Annotated in this window: 20 protein-coding genes and 1 tRNA gene; 11 read left to right on the top strand and 10 right to left on the bottom strand. The window is 72.0% G+C overall.

Annotation, left to right across the window (positions count from 1 at the left end; genetic code table 11):
* Nucleotides 1-340 precede the first annotated feature (340 nt).
* Both AB0F81_RS43315 and AB0F81_RS43310 read right to left on the bottom strand, forming a co-directional pair.
* Nucleotides 341-412, bottom strand: a tRNA-Val gene (locus AB0F81_RS43315).
* 51 nt (nt 413-463) lie between these two features.
* Nucleotides 464-871, bottom strand: a complete 408-nt coding sequence (locus tag AB0F81_RS43310) for a TIGR02611 family protein (protein ID WP_360208499.1) — start codon at nt 869-871, stop codon at nt 464-466.
* A 276-nt stretch (nt 872-1,147) separates the two neighbouring features.
* Between AB0F81_RS43310 and AB0F81_RS43305 the strand changes: the two genes are divergently transcribed.
* The 4 genes from AB0F81_RS43305 (at nt 1,148) to AB0F81_RS43290 (ending at nt 3,680) form a co-directional block, all read left to right on the top strand.
* Entirely contained in the window at nt 1,148-1,579 is a 432-nt protein-coding gene (locus AB0F81_RS43305) for an SsgA family sporulation/cell division regulator (protein WP_014446635.1), read from the top strand.
* A 411-nt stretch (nt 1,580-1,990) separates the two neighbouring features.
* Nucleotides 1,991-2,911, top strand: coding sequence for an AraC family transcriptional regulator (locus AB0F81_RS43300; RefSeq protein WP_360208495.1), 921 nt, complete (start codon nt 1,991-1,993; stop codon nt 2,909-2,911).
* A gap of 66 nt (nt 2,912-2,977) precedes the next feature.
* Nucleotides 2,978-3,433 carry an Rrf2 family transcriptional regulator gene (locus tag AB0F81_RS43295; RefSeq protein WP_196412045.1) on the top strand — a complete coding sequence of 152 codons (456 nt, stop codon included), beginning with the start codon at nt 2,978-2,980 and terminating at the stop codon, nt 3,431-3,433.
* Nucleotides 3,434-3,497: 64 nt separating this feature from the next.
* Nucleotides 3,498-3,680, top strand: a complete 183-nt coding sequence (locus AB0F81_RS43290; RefSeq protein WP_360208492.1) for a DUF4236 domain-containing protein — start codon at nt 3,498-3,500, stop codon at nt 3,678-3,680.
* On the opposite strand, the gene AB0F81_RS43285 is transcribed toward AB0F81_RS43290, so the two are convergent.
* Complete coding sequence (locus AB0F81_RS43285; RefSeq protein WP_360208490.1) at nt 3,677-4,579, bottom strand: hypothetical protein; 903 nt, start codon at nt 4,577-4,579, stop codon at nt 3,677-3,679. The two genes, AB0F81_RS43290 and AB0F81_RS43285, sit on opposite strands and share 4 nt — an antisense overlap.
* Nucleotides 4,580-4,674: 95 nt before the next feature.
* Here AB0F81_RS43285 and AB0F81_RS43280 point away from each other — a divergent pair, with 95 nt between their 5' ends.
* Together AB0F81_RS43280 and AB0F81_RS43275 are read left to right on the top strand one after the other, a co-directional pair.
* Nucleotides 4,675-6,222 (top strand): fibronectin type III domain-containing protein, encoded by a 1,548-nt coding sequence (locus AB0F81_RS43280; protein WP_360208487.1) that lies wholly within the window; start codon nt 4,675-4,677, stop codon nt 6,220-6,222.
* A 94-nt stretch (nt 6,223-6,316) separates the two neighbouring features.
* Entirely contained in the window at nt 6,317-7,903 is a 1,587-nt protein-coding gene (locus AB0F81_RS43275) for a GGDEF domain-containing protein (protein WP_360208484.1), read from the top strand.
* Nucleotides 7,904-7,910: 7 nt separating this feature from the next.
* On the opposite strand, the gene AB0F81_RS43270 is transcribed toward AB0F81_RS43275, so the two are convergent.
* Nucleotides 7,911-8,420, bottom strand: a complete 510-nt coding sequence (locus AB0F81_RS43270) for a DUF664 domain-containing protein (protein WP_360208482.1) — start codon at nt 8,418-8,420, stop codon at nt 7,911-7,913.
* A 30-nt stretch (nt 8,421-8,450) separates the two neighbouring features.
* On the opposite strand from AB0F81_RS43270, the gene AB0F81_RS43265 reads away from it, so the two are divergent.
* Nucleotides 8,451-8,933, top strand: coding sequence for a GNAT family N-acetyltransferase (locus tag AB0F81_RS43265; RefSeq protein WP_360208479.1), 483 nt, complete (start codon nt 8,451-8,453; stop codon nt 8,931-8,933).
* Here the strand turns inward: AB0F81_RS43265 and AB0F81_RS43260 are convergent.
* Genes AB0F81_RS43260 through AB0F81_RS43245 form a run of 4 tightly spaced genes read right to left on the bottom strand, consistent with a single transcriptional unit; the run spans nt 8,922 to nt 13,146 of the window.
* Nucleotides 8,922-9,695 (bottom strand): endonuclease/exonuclease/phosphatase family protein, encoded by a 774-nt coding sequence (locus AB0F81_RS43260; protein WP_360208476.1) that lies wholly within the window; start codon nt 9,693-9,695, stop codon nt 8,922-8,924. The two genes, AB0F81_RS43265 and AB0F81_RS43260, sit on opposite strands and share 12 nt — an antisense overlap.
* Nucleotides 9,692-11,170: a phosphatase PAP2 family protein gene (locus tag AB0F81_RS43255; protein ID WP_360208473.1), complete on the bottom strand. Its 1,479-nt coding sequence runs from the start codon at nt 11,168-11,170 to the stop codon at nt 9,692-9,694. The genes AB0F81_RS43260 and AB0F81_RS43255 overlap by 4 nt, the downstream gene beginning before the upstream one ends.
* A gap of 9 nt (nt 11,171-11,179) precedes the next feature.
* Nucleotides 11,180-12,199: a YihY/virulence factor BrkB family protein gene (locus tag AB0F81_RS43250; RefSeq protein WP_360208470.1), complete on the bottom strand. Its 1,020-nt coding sequence runs from the start codon at nt 12,197-12,199 to the stop codon at nt 11,180-11,182.
* Nucleotides 12,196-13,146, bottom strand: coding sequence for a diacylglycerol kinase family protein (locus AB0F81_RS43245; RefSeq protein ID WP_360208467.1), 951 nt, complete (start codon nt 13,144-13,146; stop codon nt 12,196-12,198). The genes AB0F81_RS43250 and AB0F81_RS43245 overlap by 4 nt, the downstream gene beginning before the upstream one ends.
* Before the next feature lie 60 nt (nt 13,147-13,206).
* On the opposite strand from AB0F81_RS43245, the gene AB0F81_RS43240 reads away from it, so the two are divergent.
* From AB0F81_RS43240 to AB0F81_RS43230, 3 genes are read left to right on the top strand one after another with little or no spacing between them, the layout of a single operon-like run.
* Nucleotides 13,207-13,704, top strand: a complete 498-nt coding sequence (locus tag AB0F81_RS43240) for a DUF1990 domain-containing protein (protein WP_360208464.1) — start codon at nt 13,207-13,209, stop codon at nt 13,702-13,704.
* Nucleotides 13,704-14,480, top strand: coding sequence for an MBL fold metallo-hydrolase (locus AB0F81_RS43235; protein WP_360208461.1), 777 nt, complete (start codon nt 13,704-13,706; stop codon nt 14,478-14,480). The genes AB0F81_RS43240 and AB0F81_RS43235 overlap by 1 nt, the downstream gene beginning before the upstream one ends.
* Nucleotides 14,477-15,085: a VTT domain-containing protein gene (locus tag AB0F81_RS43230; RefSeq protein WP_360208458.1), complete on the top strand. Its 609-nt coding sequence runs from the start codon at nt 14,477-14,479 to the stop codon at nt 15,083-15,085. The genes AB0F81_RS43235 and AB0F81_RS43230 overlap by 4 nt, the downstream gene beginning before the upstream one ends.
* Here AB0F81_RS43230 and AB0F81_RS43225 read toward each other — a convergent pair.
* Entirely contained in the window at nt 15,060-15,938 is an 879-nt protein-coding gene (locus AB0F81_RS43225; RefSeq protein WP_360208455.1) for a serine hydrolase, read from the bottom strand. The two genes, AB0F81_RS43230 and AB0F81_RS43225, sit on opposite strands and share 26 nt — an antisense overlap.
* A gap of 174 nt (nt 15,939-16,112) precedes the next feature.
* On the opposite strand from AB0F81_RS43225, the gene AB0F81_RS43220 reads away from it, so the two are divergent.
* Entirely contained in the window at nt 16,113-17,180 is a 1,068-nt protein-coding gene (locus AB0F81_RS43220; protein ID WP_360208453.1) for a hypothetical protein, read from the top strand.
* Nucleotides 17,181-17,604: 424 nt separating this feature from the next.
* On the opposite strand, the gene AB0F81_RS43215 is transcribed toward AB0F81_RS43220, so the two are convergent.
* Complete coding sequence (locus AB0F81_RS43215) at nt 17,605-18,768, bottom strand: cytochrome P450 (RefSeq protein WP_360208451.1); 1,164 nt, start codon at nt 18,766-18,768, stop codon at nt 17,605-17,607.
* Nucleotides 18,769-18,953: the final 185 nt, after the last annotated feature.

The following is an 18,953-nucleotide window of genomic DNA, read 5'->3' as shown; positions in this document are numbered from 1 at the left end:
CGCCGGGCGCCGGGCGCCGGGCGCCGGGCGCCGGGCGCCGGGCGCGAGGATCGCTACGGTTTCGGGCTGCAAGGCCGGGCCGCAGAACGCGGCTGCGGGAACTGAGACCACCGCCCCGGTGGCTGAAGTTCCGGGATTCAGGTGAGGTGGGGGGTGCGGGCGGCGAAGCCGCCCCGCACCGCGCGACGAAGTCGCGCCGCGCAACCAACCCACCAAACCCCTCACCCGGCAGTGGGGGTGCGGGTGGCGAAGCCCCCGCTACGCGCGACGAAGTCGCGCTAAACAAGACGAGGCTGGCAAGGTCAGCGCTCCCCGCTGACACAAACCAGCCCCAGTTGAGTGGGCGATACTGGGATCGAACCAGTGACCTCTCCGGTGTGAACGGAGCGCTCTCCCGCTGAGCTAATCGCCCTCAACGGATCCAGACTCTACCGGACGCTGCGACCGGCGCGCGAACCAGGGGTCACCACTTCGCGACGAAGTCGAGTGTCCAGGTCACCAGGTTGATGTCGAGGCTGAGGTAGACGGCGGTCCAGACCACGGCGCTGATGAAGATCATGCCGAGGACGCCGATGAGGGCGCGGATGGGGAGGCTCTGCCGGCCGACCCAGTGGGTCCAGCTCTGCACGTGGCGTTTGGTGAACTCGAGCAGGTTTTTCGCCCACACGAACTCGATGGCCAGGATGGCCAGGCCGAGGATGACGATCGCCCAGCCCGGACCGGGGAAGGGGATCAGCACGATACCGATCGCCACCACCAGTGCGCCGATCACGCCGACCGTGATCTTCAGAGCTAGGCGCCCAGTGGGGTTGGACCGGATACGGTCGAGCACACGCACGTTCGTTACCCCGTCGTCCGGTTTTACACCCATTTCATCCCCCAGTGTCCCGGAGCCCCGTCACCGCCCGGGAGGAATGGACGTTACCGGAGTAAGTCAACTGCTGGACCACCCGACGCCGGGCGGAGCCGAGTACCTGGGCAGAACAGGACAAGATATCGCTTTACGTCCTGTACGGAGGCGTTTTCGGAACCGTCTTCCCACTACTGGGTGAGATCAGCGTATGGCGGAGCGTAACGACAGGGATCACCTGAGTATGGGAAACGCGGGGTTCACCAGCCTCGCAGCGGTGCCGGGGGGAGTTCGTCCATGAGTACCATTCGTCCAACGACCGTCGAGGTCGAAACCTCGCTGCGGCTCGTAGCGCCTGACGCGACGGCACTGCCGGTCCGCGCCAGCCTGCGTTACGACCCAGCCGACCCATATGCGGTCCACGTGTTGTTCCACGCAGAATCAGCCGGTGGGGAAGCCGTGAGCTGGTCCTTTGCGCGGGAACTGCTCGTGACCGGGCTCGATGAGCCCGCGGGGATCGGCGACGTCCGGGTGTGGCCGTGGGCCACGCCGCGGGGCGATTTCGTCGCCCTCGCGTTGTCGTCGCCGGACGGCAACGCACTGTTCGAGGTGCCGCGCAGCGTCCTCGTCCGGTTCCTGCGGCGCACCTATGTAGTGGTGCCCCGGGGCCGGGAGTCGGATCACCTGGACGTGGATGCGGCCGTCAACCGCCTCCTCGCCGGGCGATAGGCCGGAACGACAGGCCGAACGACAGGCCGGGCAACAAGGCCGAGCAACAAGGCCGAGCAACAAGGCCGAGCAACAAGGCCGAGCAACAAGGCCGAGCAACAAGGCCGGACAACAAGGCCGGACAACAAGGCCGAACCACAAGGCCGAACCACACGTCGGACAACAAGCCGGACGATAGGGCCGGACGACCGGCCGGCCGATAGGCGAGGCGATAGCAAGAAACGGACAAAGGACGACCCGCGCGGACACTGCCGATCTGCGCGGGTCGCCCTTTATCCGGAAAAGCAAGTGATCTCCGAAAAGAAATCGGAATCGCACATATAGCGAATACCGAGCCGGGAATCGGACAAAAGGTTCAGCAAGTGCGCTAGTGGTCGCGTTGACGGTCATCGACGGTTACCGTGAGCGCCGATGCAAGCACTCATTCATGTCGCCCACCCGGCGACCGCCTCTCTCCCGCCGGACTGGGCGGGCATCGGAAGCTGCGCGCTACCGGTCGCGGCCGACGCCGTCACTGATCTGATGCAGTGTCACGCGGTCGTGCACACAGTCACCGTCCCCCTGATCGCCGAGATCGACTTCGTCCGGTTCACCTGTGAGCCGGGCTCGCTGCTCTGGCTGCGCCCAGGGCAGGCAGTCCGGTTCGAGACAGCGGAGCCGGCGCCGGCCGGGGACGAGGTTGCGAAACCGGACGAGCCGGGCCCGGCCCTGACGATCGTCTTCCGGTCCGGCCTCTTCACCGCCGACGATCTGCCGGGCCTCTCCCCCGACGATCCGGACGGTCCAGCCCGGCAGCCGGTGATGCCACCGGACCCCCGGGAGTTCCGGGCCGCCTTCGAGCGGCTGGCGCGCGACGCCGGTGGCACTCCCGGCCCGGCCACCGCCGCCCTGCTGCGGCACGAGCTCGCGGCCGTACTGTTGCGGCTCGCGCTGCTCGATCCCGGCCCGGCGCTGGCCGGGCACGTCGAGAGCCGGACGTTCGAGCGTTTCCGCCGCCGCCTCGAAGAGGGCTATCCGCACACCCGGCGAGTCGAGGACTACGCCGCCGAGCTGAGCTGTTCGGTGCGCACCCTGACCCGCGCGAGCCTCGCGATCACCGGCCGCACCGCGAAGCAGGTGGTCGACGACCGGGTGGCCCTGCAGGCCCGCCGCCTGCTCGCCGCCACCCCGCTGTCGGTGGCCGAGGTGGGGCGCAGCCTGGGCTTCGGCGAGCCGACGAACTTCGGGCGCTTCTTCCACCGGGAGACCGGGCTGAGTCCCGGCCAGTTCCGGGCCCGGTTCACGACGGACCGTCCGAGCGGGATACCCGGACAGCGATCACCGGCCGACTGACGGTAATTCCCACAAAACCCTGGGGTATGTGCATCAGGGGATGCGGCGACGAGGCATGATAGTCGGGTGCAGATCTCCGCGCGTGGCGACTACGCGGTCCGGGCGGCCCTGAGTTTGGCGCAGGCCTACCCCGCACTGATGTCCGCCCAGGCCATTGCCCAGGACCAGGAAATGCCCCGCAAGTTCCTCGAGGCGGTGCTCGCCGACCTGCGCCGGGCCGGTGTGGTGCGTGCGCAGCGTGGCGCCGAGGGCGGTTACACGCTGTCCCACCCACCACGGGACGTGACTATCGGTCAGATCCTGCGCGCGGTGGACGGTCCGCTGGCCGGCGTGCGCGGCCTGCGTCCCGAGGAGACTCAATACGCGGGGGCCGCCGAGAACCTGCCGAACCTCTGGGTGGCGGTGCGCGCGGCGGTCCGCGAGGTGGTCGACGAGGTCAGTCTCGCCGAGCTGATCAGCGGGCGGATGCCGGCGCACGTGCGCAAGCTGACCACCCGCCCCGACGCCTGGCAGCCACGCTGACGTTTGTGAATCGAGCTGATCGGGAACCGTCCGGCCATCTGCAAAACAGATAGGAGACGTTCCGATGGGACTCGTGTTCCGCAGCCGCAAGAAGTTCGGTCCGCTGATCCTGAACTTCACCGAGAACGGCTACTCGTCGTGGACCTTGAAGATCGGCCGCTGGTCCTGGAACTCCAAGACCCGCGCCCACCGCTACGACCTGCCCGGCCCGGTCTCGTGGAAGCAGGACAAGTCGCGTAGCCGCTAGGCCGGCCCGATGAGGACGTCACCGCCCAGGCGGCCGTGTTCCGGCCGCCTGGTGACCGCTCCGGAGTCGACGAGCGCGTGCAGCACCCGGGTCGCGTCGGCCGCCCGGTAGACCGTCTCGGTCAGCGTGAACGTGCGCAACTCGGTCACCGTCGCGGTGCCCACCGAAGCCAGATGCGCCAGCAGCTCACGGCGCAGCGGACCGGGGTGCGGCCGGAGTGAGATGTCGATCAGGTGCCGTTCCGGGTCGGCGGGGTCGCGTAGCCGTACCCCGGCGAACTCGTCGACTGCCCAGAGTGCCTCTTTGAAGCTCTCCAGGCTCTTCGCGGAGGTGGTGGCGAAAGCCACCACCTCGCCGGGCTCCGGCCCGGTCGCCAGCTCGGCCGCGGTGAGCAGGGGAAACCCCGCATCCCGATAGGGATCGAGCGGCGTGGCCGCCGGCAGCACCAGCAGGACGTCCGCGGGCTTGCCCGCGGCCAGGGCCGCGACCGTGGCCGGGCGGGGCGGTTCGCTCACGGCCGCCGCGTCCAGAAAACCCAGCATCGGTACGCGGGAAGCACCCGCCGCCTTGAGCGCCACGGGGAGCCGTTCGTCGGTCCCGCCGCCGACCGGAAGCACCGCCAGCCCCGCCGCCGTCCCGGCGTCGCGTTGCGCGGCGGTGAGCAGCCCGGCCACCTCGCTCACGTCGTCGCCGACCGCCACCATGGACAGTTCCCGGCCACGGGCCAGGTCGGGCAGATCGGCGAGGACCCGCACCGCCGCCTCGGCGGAGGCGCCGCCGTCCACGTCCGCATAGCCGTGCACATAGATCACCCGCCGGGCCCGGTGCAGCGCGCCGGGCGCCCAGGCCTGCAGGTGGCGGACGAGCAGTTCGCGTTTGACCGTGGCTATCGGGGACATACCGAGTTTGTACCCTGTCCACTTCGCCGCCCGAAACTTGTACCTACCGTATTCAACCGAGCACTATGAGGTACATGCCCCCTCCGCTCGCTGAAATGACCGCGCAGGCCCAGTCATTGACGTCGGCCGGCGATCTCGTGGGAGCCCGAGCCGTTCTGGACGGCGTCCTGCGGAACGCGGACGCCGACCCTCGCCGAGCCACAGCCGACCTGGCGGTTGCCGCCGCCCTGAACGCCCGGGTCCTCATCGCGCTCGGTGATCCGCAGTCCGCCCGGCTCTGGGCCGCTTTCGCGCACGCCGCCGAGGAGCGGCTGCACGGCGCCCGGGACGAGCGCACCATCGCCGCCGCCGCCACCCACGCCGCCGTCCTGCAACGGATCGGCCAGCACGGCCGGGCCGCCCTGGTCTATCACGACCTGGTCGGCGAACTGGCCCGGGTGGACGGTCCGGACGCGCCGCGGGTGCTCGCCGCCGAGGCCGACCTGGCGATCGCCGAGCACGCCGCCGGCCACTGCGGCACCGCCCGGGCCCGGCTGTCCCGCGCCTGGCGGCACCACCGCGACGTCTACGGCGACGCGGCGCCGGCCGGCATCAAGATGCTGGCCCGGCTCGGCTCGATGGAACGCGAGTGCGGCCGCGACCGGGAGTCTCGTGAGCACCTGGCCCTGGCACAGGAGCTGAGCAGCCGTCACCTGCCCGCCGACCACCCGCTCACCCGGCAGGCCGCCGCGCTGGTCGAGGGCAAGCCCTCCGGGCGGCACCGCTGCGGCGGATCGGAGCAGACCGGGGAGACCCCGTTCCGGCCGTTTCCGCGCCGGCCCACCGTGCCGGACCCCGGTCCGGACGGCCCGTCGCCGTTCCCGGCGGCCGCGCCCGGCCAGCCACCGCCGGACGAGCGGCCCACCGACCCGAACGGCACGGTCTACGCGGCGCCCGGTGAGTCCGTCGAGCCGGACAACCGGCCCACCGACCCGAACGGGACGGTCTACCAGCAGCCGCTCTACCTCAGCGACCTGCACCGGCTGCCCGGCGACCCGACCGGCCGGCACGCCCGCGCGGACACCCCGCCCCCGCTGCCGGGTCACCGGGCTCCCGACTACGGCGAGGACGGCCGCGCCGTGCCGGTGGGGTCGGCCCGGCCCAGCACGCTGACCGAGCCGCCCCATTCGCGGCTGCCGGTGCTCGCCGACCGCCCGGAGCAACCCCGCGGCACGAACCCGCTGCTCCTGGCAGCCCTGCTGGCCGGCGGGGTGGCGGCGGCCGCGGCGGTGGTCATCCTCACCCTGCCGGACGCCGACGGCACCACCGACGCGCAACCCCCGCCGTCGCCCGCACCGTCGACCCCGCCCGCCGCGCCACTGACCGCGACCGGCGACCCCGGGGCGCCGCAGAACGTGCGGATCCGCGACAACGGCGGCAGCGTCACACTGCAGTGGGCGTACCCGGCCAACGCCTCGGGCCAGGTGCTCGTCGCCGGCGGGCGCAACGGTCAGGAGCCGCGCAAGTTCCAGGAGCTGCCCTCCGGCGCCTCCGAGTTCATCGTCTACAGCCTGGACGAGAAGCTGAACTACTGCTTCACGGTCGCGGTGGAGAACGCCCGCGGCCAGGCGGCCACCTCGGCGCCGGTCTGCACCCGCCGCTGACCGTCCGCAACCTCTTCGCAACCGTCCGCCACCCGAGTTGCGACCCGACCGATGGCACCGTGGATCGACAAGGCGACCACAGGGGGTTGGGGCAGTGACGACGGATACGGCGAGCCGCGCCCCCACCGGGCGGCACCAGGAGCTCGGTGCCCTCGAGACCGCGGTGACGGAGCTCGAGGGACGGGCCATGTCGCAGTTCCGTTCCGTGCGCGTCCCGGCCGTGGAGCTTCAGCGCCGGGCCACCGAGCTCGGCGCCGAGGAACTGGCCCAGCGTGCCACGCTGCTGCTCGCCGGGGTGCTGCTCCGTGAGGGCCGCACCGGCGAGGCCGGCCAGATCGTCCACCAGGTCCGGGCGTGGGCCGAGGAGCACCACGCCGACTACCTGCTCGCCCGCGCCCACCGTGAGCTCTCCATCTTCTACCGCGCGGTCGGCGACTTCTCCGACGCGCTGACGCACGCCGTGCAGAGCGTCGCCGTGCTGCCGGAGGACGTGCCGCCGGTCACCCGGGCCCGCCACCTGCTGTCGCTCTCGGTCGCCCTGGACGAGGGCGGTTCGCCGGTCGACGCCGACCGCCGCGCCCGGGAGGCCCTGGCGCTGGCCGCCACCTCCGGCGACCACGAGACCACGCTGCTGGTGCTCAACAACATGGCGTACAGCGCGTTCGAGCAGGACGACGAGCCGGCCGCCCGGACCCTGGTCGAGCAGATGCGTGAGGTCCAGGTCACCTCGGGTGTGCCGTTCGGCGCCAACCAGCTCGACACCATCGCCCGGGTCGAGATGATGAGCGGCCGCTACGCCGAGGTCGAGGCCCTGCTCGCCCCCGCACTCGACGACCGGGTCGCTGCCAACGAGGGCGACGCCGTGGCGGAATGCCTGCTCACCCTGGCCCTGGCCCGCCGCCTGGACGGCCGGTTCGACGACGCCCAGGCCGCCCTCGACCGCAACCGCGAGCTCTGCGCCGACCGCGAGCTGGCCGCCGTCGCCGCCCGGGTTCGCCAGGAGCAGGCCGCTCTCTACGCCGCGACCGGCCGGTTCGCCGAGGCCTACGAGGAACACCGCGCCTTCCACGCCGCCGCGACCGCCCAGCACTCCGCGCAGCGCGACGCCCGCGCCCGGGCGCTGCAGGCCGTCTTCGAGGCGAACGAGGCCCGCCGCGCCAGCGAGCACTTCCGCGAGATGGCCCACCGCGACCCGCTCACCGGCCTCTACAACCGCCGCTACATCAACGAGCGGTTCCCCGACCTGCTGCAGGAGGCGGCCCGCAGCTGCCGTCCCCTGGCCGTAGCCCTGGTCGACCTGGACCACTTCAAGCGGGTCAACGACACCCTGTCGCACGCCACCGGCGACACCGTCCTGCAGCACGTGGCCGAGCTGCTGGAGGAGACGGCCGGCGGCGCCGCGGTGGCGGCCCGCATGGGCGGCGAGGAGTTCCTGCTGGTCTTCCCGGGCCTGGACGCGCGGGAGGCGGCGATCCGCTGCGAGCGGCTGCGCGTGCGCCTGCGCGCCCACGCCTGGGCGCCGATCACCGGCACGCTCCCGGTGACCACCAGCATCGGCGTCACCGCCACGACGCCGGACGGGCACGGCACGCTGACCGCCCTGCTGTCGCAGGCCGACCGCAATCTTTACGCCGCCAAGCGCGGTGGCCGTGACCGGGTGGTCGCCGACCTCGCCTTCTGACCCGAGGCTATTCGCCGACCGGACCCCCGGCCAGCTCGGCGACGATGTCCAGATGGCCCAGGTGCCGGGCGTACTCCTGGAGCAGGTGGAAGCAGATCCGCTCCAGCGGTGGCGGAGCCGCACCGTCCCACCGCGGCCCCGGCTGGCCGATCTCGGACAGGTCGCATCCACTGATCACAGCGGCGGTGTGCGCGCCCTGCCCGCGCAACGCCTCGGCGAGCTCGGCGAGGCTTTCGCCGGCCGGGACGTGCCAGCGGTCATCCCGGCGATCGCCCCACGGGTCCGGGACCGCCCGCCCCTGAAATCCCCATTCGATCCAGCGCAGCTCCACCCACCGCAGGTGCTTGACGAGCTCCAGCGGCGTCCACCCCGAGGCGAGCCGGCTGGACCGCAGCTCCGGCTCCGGCAGCGACGCCACCTTCGCCAGCAGGCTCTCCCGGAAGTAGTCCAGGTAGCGGACGAAAACCTCGGAACGGTCGGCAGCGGGCACGGTCGGTGACGGGAATTCGATGGTCATGCGGCGAGTATCCGGTTTGTATCAAGAGTCATGGGTGACGTGTACGTAAGGCGAGCCGTCGAGTCCGACCAGGAGACCATCGAGCGGATCCTCACCGATTCCTGGGGCGGCCCGATCGTGATCGGCCACGGCGTCGAGTTCAACGCGGCACGGCTGCCCGCGCTGCTGGCCGAGCGGGACGGTGCGGTCGCCGGGCTGCTCACCTACCACCTGGACGGCGACGCGCTGGAGATCGTCTCGATCGACGCGACGGCCCGGCACACCGGCGCCGGCACCGCGCTGCTCCGGGCGGCGGCCGGGGTGGCCCGGGAGCACGGGCTGCGCCGGCTCTGGCTGATCACCACGAACGACAACCTGGACGCGCTCCGCTTCTACCAGCGGCGCGGCCTGCGGATCGTCGCCGTGACGCCGGGCGCGGTCGACGCGGCCCGCGAGCGCAAGCCGTCCATCCCCGAGATCGGCGCGTACCGCATTCCGCTGCACGACGAGCTGACCCTGGAGTTACGCCTCTAGCTCCGCGACGACCGGATAGTGGTCGGACGCGTGCTCGGCCGACCCGCCCCGGATCACCCGCATCGTCCGGGCTCGCCGCGCCAGCGCCGGGCCGGCCAGCACGTAGTCGAGCCGGGTGGATCCGAACTCCGGCCCGCGCAGCCCGGTCGTCGGCACCGTTTCGCCGGGGCCCTCGCCGACGGCCCGCCAGAGGTCCGTGAACCCGGCGGTCGCGAAGGCTTCGAGGGCACCCGTGTCGGCCTTCCCGTCCGGGCCGAGGTGCCGGCGACGGTACAGCGACGGCAGCGCGGCCAGCACCTCGGTGTGGTCGCCGTGCGGGTCGAGCCCGTTCATGTCGCCCATCATCAGCGCCCGGTCGCTGAAGTAACGGGCGGCCAGCCACCGGGCCTCCCGCATCCGCCGGTACGGCCAGAACGGGTTCAGATGGGTGCTCACCACCCGGACCGGGCCGCTCCCGGTGGCGACGTCGACCACCGCGGCCGCGTGGTGCAGCCGCCAGGTGACGCTCGCCGTGCGCAGGATCCGCAACGGCGCACGGACCAGGACCGCGACCGGCTGGCCGAGCACCGACCGGGCCAGGTGCGGAACCATCTCGACCGCCCCGGCGAACGAGCGCATCCGGCTCTGATCGTACCGATGGAAGTCGCGCAGCTCCTGCAGTGCCAGGATGTCCGGTCGTGCGGCCCGGACCACCTCGATGATCGCCGGTAGGCGATCGCCGCCGCCGGTGCGGACGTTCCAGGTCATCACCCGCAACGTCACCCGATCGCCTCCAGCCGGCGGCCGGCGACCTGGGCGGCCTCCTCCGCGGCCTCCTCGGCGGTCTCGGCGTGCGCGTTGGGCCGGACGGTGAACCAGAGCACGGTCAGCCAGGCGGTGGTGAGCAGGGCGGCGCCGAGGAAGTCGGTCGGGTGGTGCATGCCGCGGTACATGCGGGAGAGCGCCACACCGACCGGCATGATCACGGCGAGGGCCGGGAAGATCCAGCGCCACGGCTGCTTGAACCGGGCCATCACGATGATCGCGATGGCGGCCCAGAGGCACATGGTGGCGGCGATGTGGCCGGACGGGAACGACGAGGTCGGCATCGGGCCGTCGAGCTGCTCGATCGGCGGGCGCGGCCGGTCGACCGCGGCCGCGGCGCAGAGGAACAGGGTGAGCTCGCCGACCATGGTGAGCACCAGGAACAGGACCGGGCGCCACTGCCGCCACAGGGCCAGCGCGATCGGGCAGAAGATCAGCGAGACGAACAGGATGGCGTGGGTGTCCCCGAACTTGCTCCACCACCAGCTCAGGTCGTCCAGCCTCGGGGTGCGGAAGCTCTGCAGCCAGGCCGGGAACGCGGTGTCGAAGCCGGGCGTCCAGCGGGTGACCGTGTAGCCGACCACGTAGAGCAGGCCGAACACGAAGACCCAGCCGACCAGGATCTCCGCGGCCTTCGCCCACGGGTGCGGCAGCACGGCGCCCTCGGCGGGCGCCAGCCGCAGGTCCGGGCCGGCTTCCGGCTCCAGGCCGTCGGTCAGCGGCGGGTTCGCATGGCCCGCTTCGCGGCGCCAGATCCGGAAGGCGTACGCCGTGACGCTGATCCACGCCAGTCCGAGCAGCCAACCGCCCAGCACGTCGGAGAGGAAGTGCACACCCAGCGCGATCCGGGTGAAGCCGATGGCCGCGACCAGCACCGCGGCCGCACCGATGAACCAGGGCCGCCAGCGGCGCCGGACCGCCGGCAGGAAGACCAGCACGATCATCCCGTAGACGACCATCGAGCCGAGGGCGTGCCCGCTCGGGAAGCTGTTGCCGGGCGCGGTGGCGACCGGCACCTCGACGACCGGGCGCAGCCGGCCGATCAGCGCCTTCAGCGACGGGTCCATCAGCAGCGCGCCGGCGCCGGTGACCACCAGGTAGACGGCCGGGCGCGGCCGGCGGCGGATCAGCAGCATCAGGGTCAGCAGCGCGACCAGCGGAATCATGAAGCCGCGGCCACCGGCCGAGGAGATCTGCTGCAGCACCGCGACCACGGTGTCCGAACCGGACGCCCAGCGGTTCAGGCTGTCCGCCAGGCTCCGGTCCAGGTTCTGCAGCGGGCTCCAGTGGAACCGGACCAGCAACAGCAGAACACCGAAGGTCAGGCCGATCGCGGTGACCACGGCCAGGCCGAGCACGCTGCGTTCGGCGAAGTGCCGCACCGGCGCCCAGCCGGTGCGCTCGACCACATGGTTGTCATCCCTCACAGACACGGCCGTGTCTTACCCGGACGGTTCCGCCGATACACCGGGGCCGCGCTGGACGGGAATCTCCGGGGCGGGAATCTCCGGAGCCGGCTCCCAGTGGTCGTCCTTGGCGGGGCGCCGGCCGACCCGGCGCGCCTCCAGCTGGGCGGCGAAGGCGAGGCCGAGGAAGAGGGCGATGCCGGTGAGGTTCGCCCAGACCAGCAACGCCATGATCGCGGTGAGCGGGCCGTAGGTCGCCCCGAAGCTGTCGCTGAACCGGACGTAGCCGGCGAGCAGCAGGCTGGCCAGCCACCACAGCACGGTCGACATCACCGCGCCGAAGAGCAGCCAGGACAGGGCCGGCTGGCGGCGCCGCACCGAGTGCCGGAAGAGCAGTCCGACCGCGAAGACGATCAGCAACAGGCTCAGCGGCCAGCGGACCAGGTCCCAGGCGACCCGGACGCTGTGCGGCAGCTCCCAGTGGCGTTCCGCCGAGTTGCCGGCCGACCGGCCGGCCACCAGCAGCAGGAAGCCGAAGAGCGCGGGGAGCCCGGCGACCAGCGCGAGGGTGGCGGCCCGCACGTACTTTTGCAGGGCGGGGCGGTCGCGCTCCACGCCGTAGATCCGGTTGGCGCCGCGCTCGATCTGGGCCATCGCGGTGGTCAGCGCCACCAGGCCGGTGATCATGCCGAGGGCCAGGGCCAGTTCGCCCGCCTCCTCGGTGCGGTCGTCCTCCACGAGCAGTTCCCGGACCAGCGGCTCGCTCGCGCCCGGGGTCAGCGCGATGACCGTGTCCGCGACGACCTGCCCGCCCTCCTCGACGCCGAGGTCGGTGGCGAGACCGGAGAGGGCGATCAGGAACGGGACGATCGCCAGGCAGAGCTGCAGGGCGAAAGCGCGGGCGTGGCTGAAACCGTCGCCGTAGCGGAACCGGACGAAGGCGTCGTGCAGCAGCGGCCACCGGCCGTAGTGCCGCAGCGCCAGCCACGCGTCGTCCGCTGAGAGCGTGTCCCCCGGCATCATCACGGTCTCGGGGACCGGCTCGGTGCTACTCACAGATTTTTCTCCGCGCGTTCCGCGACCTTCCCGGCGTCGTACGCCAGGTCGGGATCGGAATCGGGCTGCGGCACGCAGAGCAGCAGTGCCCGTGGCCGTACGTGAATTTTCATGGCCTTCCCCGGTGCGATCAGGTCCCCGTCGAGCTGCCGTGATTGTGCCCGGTTGCTGTAGATCTCCACACGCGATGCGGTGTACGTCTCCATCAGCGGCACCCGGTCCTGCCGGCGCAGCACCGCCCAGGCCAGCTGCGCCCAGTGCGCCAGGTTGCCCGGGCTCAGGATCGCCACGTTCAGTTTGCCGTCGTCCGGCTCGGCCTTGCTGAGCAGCCGGACCCCGCCCTGCAGCCGGCCGACGTTGCCGACGATGACCGCTTTCGGGCGGCGGGGCATCGGCGGGCCGCCGTCCAGCCGGATCCGGGCACGCATCGGCCGGTCCAGCAGGTGTTTGGCGCCGCCGCCCACGTACGCCAGCCAGCCGATGTGCTTCTTCGCCCGCTCCGAGGTGTCCTCCAGCATCTGCGCGTCGAAGCCCATCCCGGCCATCACCACGAAGCAGCGGTCGTCGATCACGCCCACGTCGATCCGGCGCCGCCCGCCCTCCAGCGCCACCTCGAGGCCGGTCTCCGGGTCGGTGCCGAGCCCCAGGTTGGCGGCGAGCAGGTTGCCGGTGCCGGCGGGCAGCACGGCCAGCGCCACGTCGGTGCCGGCCAGCGCGGTGACCACGGAGGTCACCGTACCGTCGCCGCCGCAGGCGAAGACCAGCTCGGCGCCGTCGCTGATCGCCTGCCTGGCCTGGCCGCGCCCGGGATCCTCCGGGGTGGTCTGGTACCACTTCGGCTCCGGCCAGCCGGCCTTCGCCAGCCCGTTGACGACGGTCTGCCTCAGATGATCAGGATCGGGCACCTTGGCGGGGTTCACCACAACGGCGGAGCGGGGTCCAGTCACGGGCTCAGTGTGCCGGAGGCCGTCCGGACCGGCGACCCGAGAATCCCGCACACTGCTCAGGTGACCGAACTGACGTACCCCGAAGTGGGAATGACGCGCACCGGGCCGCTGCCGGCCGGCTACCGCCATCTGCGCTACCGCACCCGGATCGGCACGGGCGAGGCGGTCCTGCGCCGCGCCGGCGCGGCGATCCTCACGTTCCGCATGCACCGGGCGACCGGCGCGCGGATCCGCACCGAGGCCGCCCGGGCCGAGCCGGGCGTGCGGCTCACCGTCGGCCTCGGGCCGCTGGCCGCGCCCTGCGAGGTGGTCTGGACCGTCGAGGAGGACGACCGGATCGGTTTCGGCTACGGCACCCGGGCCGGTCACCCGGCCACCGGCGAGGAGGCGTTCGTGGTGGAGCGCGACGCGCAGGACCGGGTGTGGTTCACGGTCACCGCGTTCAGCCGGCCGGCCGGCACGCTGATGCGGCTCGGCGGGCCGGTCGCGGTCCTCTTCCAGCATCTGTACGCGCGGCTCTGCGGTCGTGCGCTGCGCCGGGTGAGTACGGTGGCCTAGTGGGCACGACATCGGTCACCTGGTGGGGCCACAGCACGGTGTGGCTGGAGGATTCGGGTGTCACGCTGCTGACCGACCCGGTGCTCACCGCCCGCCTCGCACACCTGCGCCGGATGGCCGGCCCGGCACCCCGGCTGCCCGGCCCGCCGGACGCGGTGCTGCTCTCGCACCTGCACGCCGACCACTTCCACATCGCCTCGCTCAAGGCTGTGCCGGGGCGGCCCCTGCTGGTGGTCCCGCGCGGCGCCGCGGCTTTCGCCGCGAAATCCCTCGGCCGCGAGGTGGCCGAGCGATGCGTCGAGCTCGCGCCGGGCGAGGACACGACCATCTCCGGGGTACGGGTACGCGCCGTGCCCGCCCGTCACGACGGGAGCCGGGGCCCCTGGTCGCGGGAACGCGCCGTCGCCGTCGGCTTCGTGGTGGAAGGCGCCGCCCGGACCTGGTACGCGGGCGACACCGGCCTCTTCGACGAGATGCACGACCTCGGCCCGCTGGACCTGGCGCTGATCCCGGTCGGCGGCTGGGGCCCGACGCTCGGCTCGCACGGCCACCTCGACGCGGTCGACGGCGCCGAGGCGCTGCGCCGGGTGAAGGCCTCCTGGGCGGTGCCGGTGCACTACGGCACGCTCTGGCCGGTCGGCATGGGGCGGGTCCGCCGGCACATGTTCGACGAGCCGGGGGCACGGTTCGCCGACCACGCGGCCCGGACCTCGCCGGAGACCCGGGTGCGGGTGCTCGCCCACGGCGAGACCCTCACCGTCGAGGCGGCGGCGTGATCGAGGAACTGGCCACCCTGGGCTGGCTGCTGCTGGTCGTGGCGTTCGGCGCGATCGTGCCGATCGTGCCGACCGGCGCGGCGGTCAGCGGGGCGGCCGCGCTCGCCTTCCACGAGCACCCGTTCACCATCGGGTTCGTGGTCGCGGCCGGCGCCGCCGGGGCCTACCTCGGCGACCTGGTGATGTACGCGATGTGCCGGTTCGGCGGCGAGCAGCTGGCGCGGCGGCTGCGCTGGCTGCGCGACGAGGAACACCTCACCGGGGTGAAGGACCGGCTCAAGCAGAAACAGGTCCCGGTGCTGCTGGTGTCCCGGCTGATCCCGGGCGGCCGGGTGCCGGTGCTGCTGGCCGCCGCGTTCGTGGGCATCTCCTGGCGCACCTTCGTGGTCGCCAACCTGCCGGCCTGCGCGCTCTGGTCCGGCGTCTACGCCACGATCGGCCTGGCCGGCGGCTCGATCTTCCCGGAACCGTGGCAGGGCGTGGTCGCCGCGGTGATCGTGATCCTGATCGTCAATCAGACCATGACCTGGTGGAGCAAGCGGCGGGAACGCCGGGCCGCTGCCGCCGCGGCGGCAGCCCCTAGTACTTCAGGTGCGTCCGGGTGAGCTTGGCGACCTTCTCCACCATCGTGATGCCGGCCGGCATGGTCTGGTTGGCGTGCGAGAGCACCGCGATCGAGACGTCGGTGTCGCCGCCGGTGATCCGGCCGACCGAGTTGATGATCCAGAGGTTGTTCTCGGTGGAGCGGGCCAGCCAGCCGTTCTTCACCGTGGACTTCTCCCCGGTCTTCGCGGCCGCCGGGACACCCCAGTCCTGATCCTGGGCGACCGTGCCCATCAGCTTCGCCGCGTAGGTCCGGGACGCCTCGGTCAGCTCACTCTCGTCGTCGACCAGCTCGGTCAGCAGCTTCACCTGGTCGGTCACGGTGGTCCGGGTCAGGCCCCAGGAACTGCTCACCCTGGTCTCCGTCAGGCCGAGCCGCTTGTTGCACGCGGTGATCCCGCCCGACCGGCCGAGCTGACCGAACAGCGCCGTCGTGGAGTCGTTGTCGCTCAACCGGATCATCTTGTCGGCCAGCTGCCGCTCACTCGCGGTGAGTTTGCGGTCGTCGTCCTGCGCGGTCAGCAGCAGGCACGCCAGCACCTGCACCTTCACCACGCTCGCCGTCTCGTAGCGTTCGGTGCCGCGGAACGCGTACGTCTCGCCGGTCTTGCGGTCGAGGACCGCGACCGAGAACTCGGGCTTGCCGGTGGCGAACTTCTTCAAGGCCGCGTCGAGCGCCTTGGCGCGCCGGGCGCGCTCCTGAGCAGCGAGTTCCTCCGGGCTCGGCCCGGTCGGCGTCGGCGACGCCTGGGTGGCCGCCCGTGCGGCGCCGGACACCGGAACGGCTCCGCCGACCGGTTCGTCGTCGTCGGACATCCCTCTGGCCACCAGGATCGAACCCCCCAGGATGCCCACGGCGGCAATCGTCAAGATCAGATTCCGGGTACGTCGCACCCATGCATAGTGCCGTGTCGGCGGGTGCCGATGCCCCCCGGAATCCTGTGTATTTCCGACTTTCGACCCACTGCTGTGCTACCGACACGTTCCGTCATCACGGTGGGGGGTGCGTATCCGGCGCATCATGAGGGTATGGCCTTCCTCGTGTCCCGAGCCGTCCGGTTGTCCCGCGCCGCCTTCGCCCTGCCCGTGGCCGCCGTGGACCTCACCCGCGTGGTGGCCGGCCAGGTGATCGAGACCGCAGCCGCCGCGGCGACCGTGCCGGTGCGCGCGATGAACCTGCTCGGACAGGCAGAATTGCTGCTCAACCGGGTCAACCTGGCGGTCGGCCAGGCCGAGGAGTTGATCACCAGGGTGTCCGCGGTGGCGACCGCGGCCGAGACCACCGTCGCCGAGGCGCGGGCCATCACGACCGCCGCCGCCCTCACCGTCGAGGAGGCCGGCTCCATCTCCGCCGCCGCGGGTGATCTTGTCCGGCGCTCGTCGATCACGGCCGAAGCGGCCGGCGTGATCGTCGGAGACGCCGCCACGGCGGTCGCCGAAGTGACGACCATCACATCTGCTGCGGCGAGCGCGATCACCGACGTCACAGCCATCACCGAGGCGGCCGCGAACACCATGACCGAGGTCGGCGCGATCACCGCCGCCGCCTCCACCGCGATCGACGAGGTCGGCGCGATCACCACCGCCGCCTCCACCGCGATCGACGAGGTCGGCGCCATCACGACGGCGGCCTCCCGCACGATGAACGAGGTCGGCGCCATCACCGCCGCCGCCTCCAGCGCCATCAACGAGGTCGGGGCGCTCACCGGATCGGCGCGGGAGATCGTCACATCCGCCTCCGCGGTCGCCGACCGGGCCGATGCGGTGGTCGCGCGAGCCGACACCGCGGCAGCCGAGGCTCAGGATCTGCTCAACGGTTACGCGCCGACGTTGCGCAACGCCGCCCCGCTCGCCGCCCAGTTCGTCTCCGAGCTGACGCCGGACGAGGTCTCCGCCGCCATCCGCATGGTCGACCAGCTGCCGGCCCTGCGCGACCACCTGGTCAACGACGTGATGCCGCTGCTGAGCAAGCTCGACCAGGTCGGTCCCGATCTGCACAAGCTCCTCGAGGTGACGGAGGATCTGCACCTCGCGATCGCTGGCCTGCCGGGCCTCAAGCTGCTCCGCCGCCGAGGCGAAGACCGCATCAACGACTGACCACACGCCGGCCGCCCTCTCGCGTCCGCAGGCTGCCCACCAGAGCAGCCTCACAAAGCCCCACACGCGCCTGAGCGACAGCCGACGCCGCCAGCTGCCCGCCAGAGCAGCCTCACAAAGCCCCACACGCGCCTGACCGACAGCCGACGCCGCCAGCTGCCCACCAGTGCGGAACGTCAGGCGGTATGAACCTCCCGCGGGGTGCAGGCGACAACGGTCAGTGCGCGAGTGATGGCGGGCGCACCAGCGAACCGTGGGGTGCGTTGGCAGCAGTCAACGGCGGTGAGCGGGGGGCGGAAGAGGTGGGCCGCCGTCGGCGCGGAGGAAGAGGGCCGCCGGCGGCGCGGAGGAGGTGGGCCGCCGGCGGCGCGGCGGAGGAGGGCGGCCGTCGGCGCGGCGGCGGGGGCCGAGGTGGGTCAGGCGGTCAGGCGGCGAGGACTATGCCTTTCAGTTCGTAGGAGGCGATGTCGGGGCGGATCGTCACCGTGGGCTCCTGGATGAGGCGCAGGTTCGGCATGGCGAACAGCTTGCTCAGGAAGATGTCGGCCTCCTGGATGGCGATGTAAGCGCCCGGGCAGCGGTGTGCGCCGTCTCCGAAGGACAGGCCGGCGTCGGCTACGCCGTCGGCCAGGGGGCGGCCGGGGCAGATGGCGGCGGGTTCGGCGCCGACGGCGGCGGTGTCGAGGTTGGCGGCTGCTACGCCGACGTCGACGCGGGCGCCGGAGGGGATGGTCACGTCGCCGAGGTTGACGTCGGCGGTGGTCCAGCGCATCAGGTCGGCCACGACCGGTTCCAGGCGGAGGATCTCGTGCAGGATCGCGGTGCGTTCGGCGTCGTCGCCGCTGGTGTAGCGCTCGCGCAGGCCTTCGTCGGTGAGCAGGTGCCAGGCGGCCACGGTGATGAACTCACGGGTGGTGACCATGCCGGCGGCCGCGAAGGTGACGCATTCGCCGAGGATCTCGGCCTTGCTGCAGCCCTCGTCGAGCAGATGGGAGATCAGGTCGTCGCGGCGGGCCTTCCGGCGGGCGGCGATCGCGGGGCGTACGTCTCGCCAGAAGAACGAGAGGACCGTGAAGTTGTTGAAGGCCTGCTGCCGGGCGGCCGTCAGGCCGCGGGCCGTCGGGTCGGGGATGCGGAAGAAGCGGTCGAGACGCCTTGCCATGTCGCCGCCGCTCTCGGTCAGGCCGACCACCTCGGCGGCCACCGCCACGGCCAGCTGGAACGAGAGGGTCGAGAGGTCGGCTGCGCCGCGCCGCCGCAGCACCTCGCACTGCTGCTCGGCGAGGCGGTGCATCAGGTCCCGGTACGCCGACTCAACCCGTTTCGGGGTGAAGTAGCGCGCCGTCTGCCGCCGGTGTTCGCGATGCTCCGGCCCGTCCCGGTAGAGCACCGGCAGGCGCATCCGGTCCTGGAGGCGGAGCGCGTTCTCGATGCCGAGCCCGGCCTGGCGGGTGTCGGTGTGCCGGAGGAAGAGCCGGGCGGTGGCGTAGTCCTGGATGTGCCACACCCCGTCGGCGTCGACACGAACGGGGCAGCCGGGCGCCCGCAGGCCGCGGTGCACCTTGCGGCTGCTATCGACAGAGGTCATTCGCCGATTGTGAAACACGGGCGCCCGCCCCCGCTGCCCGGGACGCCCGCCACCAGTTCCGGAACCAGGCGAGCGCCCGACCACTCAGCACGCACAAAGATCGAAGTAACCCCGACCAGCACGCATCGCGCCCGCCGGTGCCGAGGGTGCCGAAATCGACGAGGCGAAGCCGTGGTCGATTTCGG

The sequence above is a fragment of the Actinoplanes sp. NPDC024001 genome, from assembly GCF_040638955.1.
In the GTDB taxonomy this organism is placed as follows: Bacteria; Actinomycetota; Actinomycetes; order Mycobacteriales; family Micromonosporaceae; genus Actinoplanes.
Note: the sequence above shows the minus strand (reverse complement) of the source record. Positions and strands in the feature narration are given on the sequence as shown.

What these genes read in the sequence shown, in the direction of transcription:
- AB0F81_RS43270 (WP_360208482.1), bottom strand. Translation starts at nt 8,420, where the DNA reads ATGACCATCGAATTCCCGTCACCGACCGTGCCCGCTGCCGACCGTTCC.
- AB0F81_RS43285 (WP_360208490.1), bottom strand. Translation starts at nt 4,579, where the DNA reads ATGTCCCCGATAGCCACGGTCAAACGCGAACTGCTCGTCCGCCACCTG.
- AB0F81_RS43265 (WP_360208479.1), top strand. Translation starts at nt 8,451, where the DNA reads ATGGGTGACGTGTACGTAAGGCGAGCCGTCGAGTCCGACCAGGAGACC.
- AB0F81_RS43220 (WP_360208453.1), top strand. Translation starts at nt 16,113, where the DNA reads ATGGCCTTCCTCGTGTCCCGAGCCGTCCGGTTGTCCCGCGCCGCCTTC.
- AB0F81_RS43280 (WP_360208487.1), top strand. Translation starts at nt 4,675, where the DNA reads ATGACCGCGCAGGCCCAGTCATTGACGTCGGCCGGCGATCTCGTGGGA.
- AB0F81_RS43310 (WP_360208499.1), bottom strand. Translation starts at nt 871, where the DNA reads ATGGGTGTAAAACCGGACGACGGGGTAACGAACGTGCGTGTGCTCGAC.
- AB0F81_RS43300 (WP_360208495.1), top strand. Translation starts at nt 1,991, where the DNA reads ATGCAAGCACTCATTCATGTCGCCCACCCGGCGACCGCCTCTCTCCCG.
- AB0F81_RS43305 (WP_014446635.1), top strand. Translation starts at nt 1,148, where the DNA reads ATGAGTACCATTCGTCCAACGACCGTCGAGGTCGAAACCTCGCTGCGG.
- AB0F81_RS43215 (WP_360208451.1), bottom strand. Translation starts at nt 18,768, where the DNA reads ATGACCTCTGTCGATAGCAGCCGCAAGGTGCACCGCGGCCTGCGGGCG.
- AB0F81_RS43290 (WP_360208492.1), top strand. Translation starts at nt 3,498, where the DNA reads ATGGGACTCGTGTTCCGCAGCCGCAAGAAGTTCGGTCCGCTGATCCTG.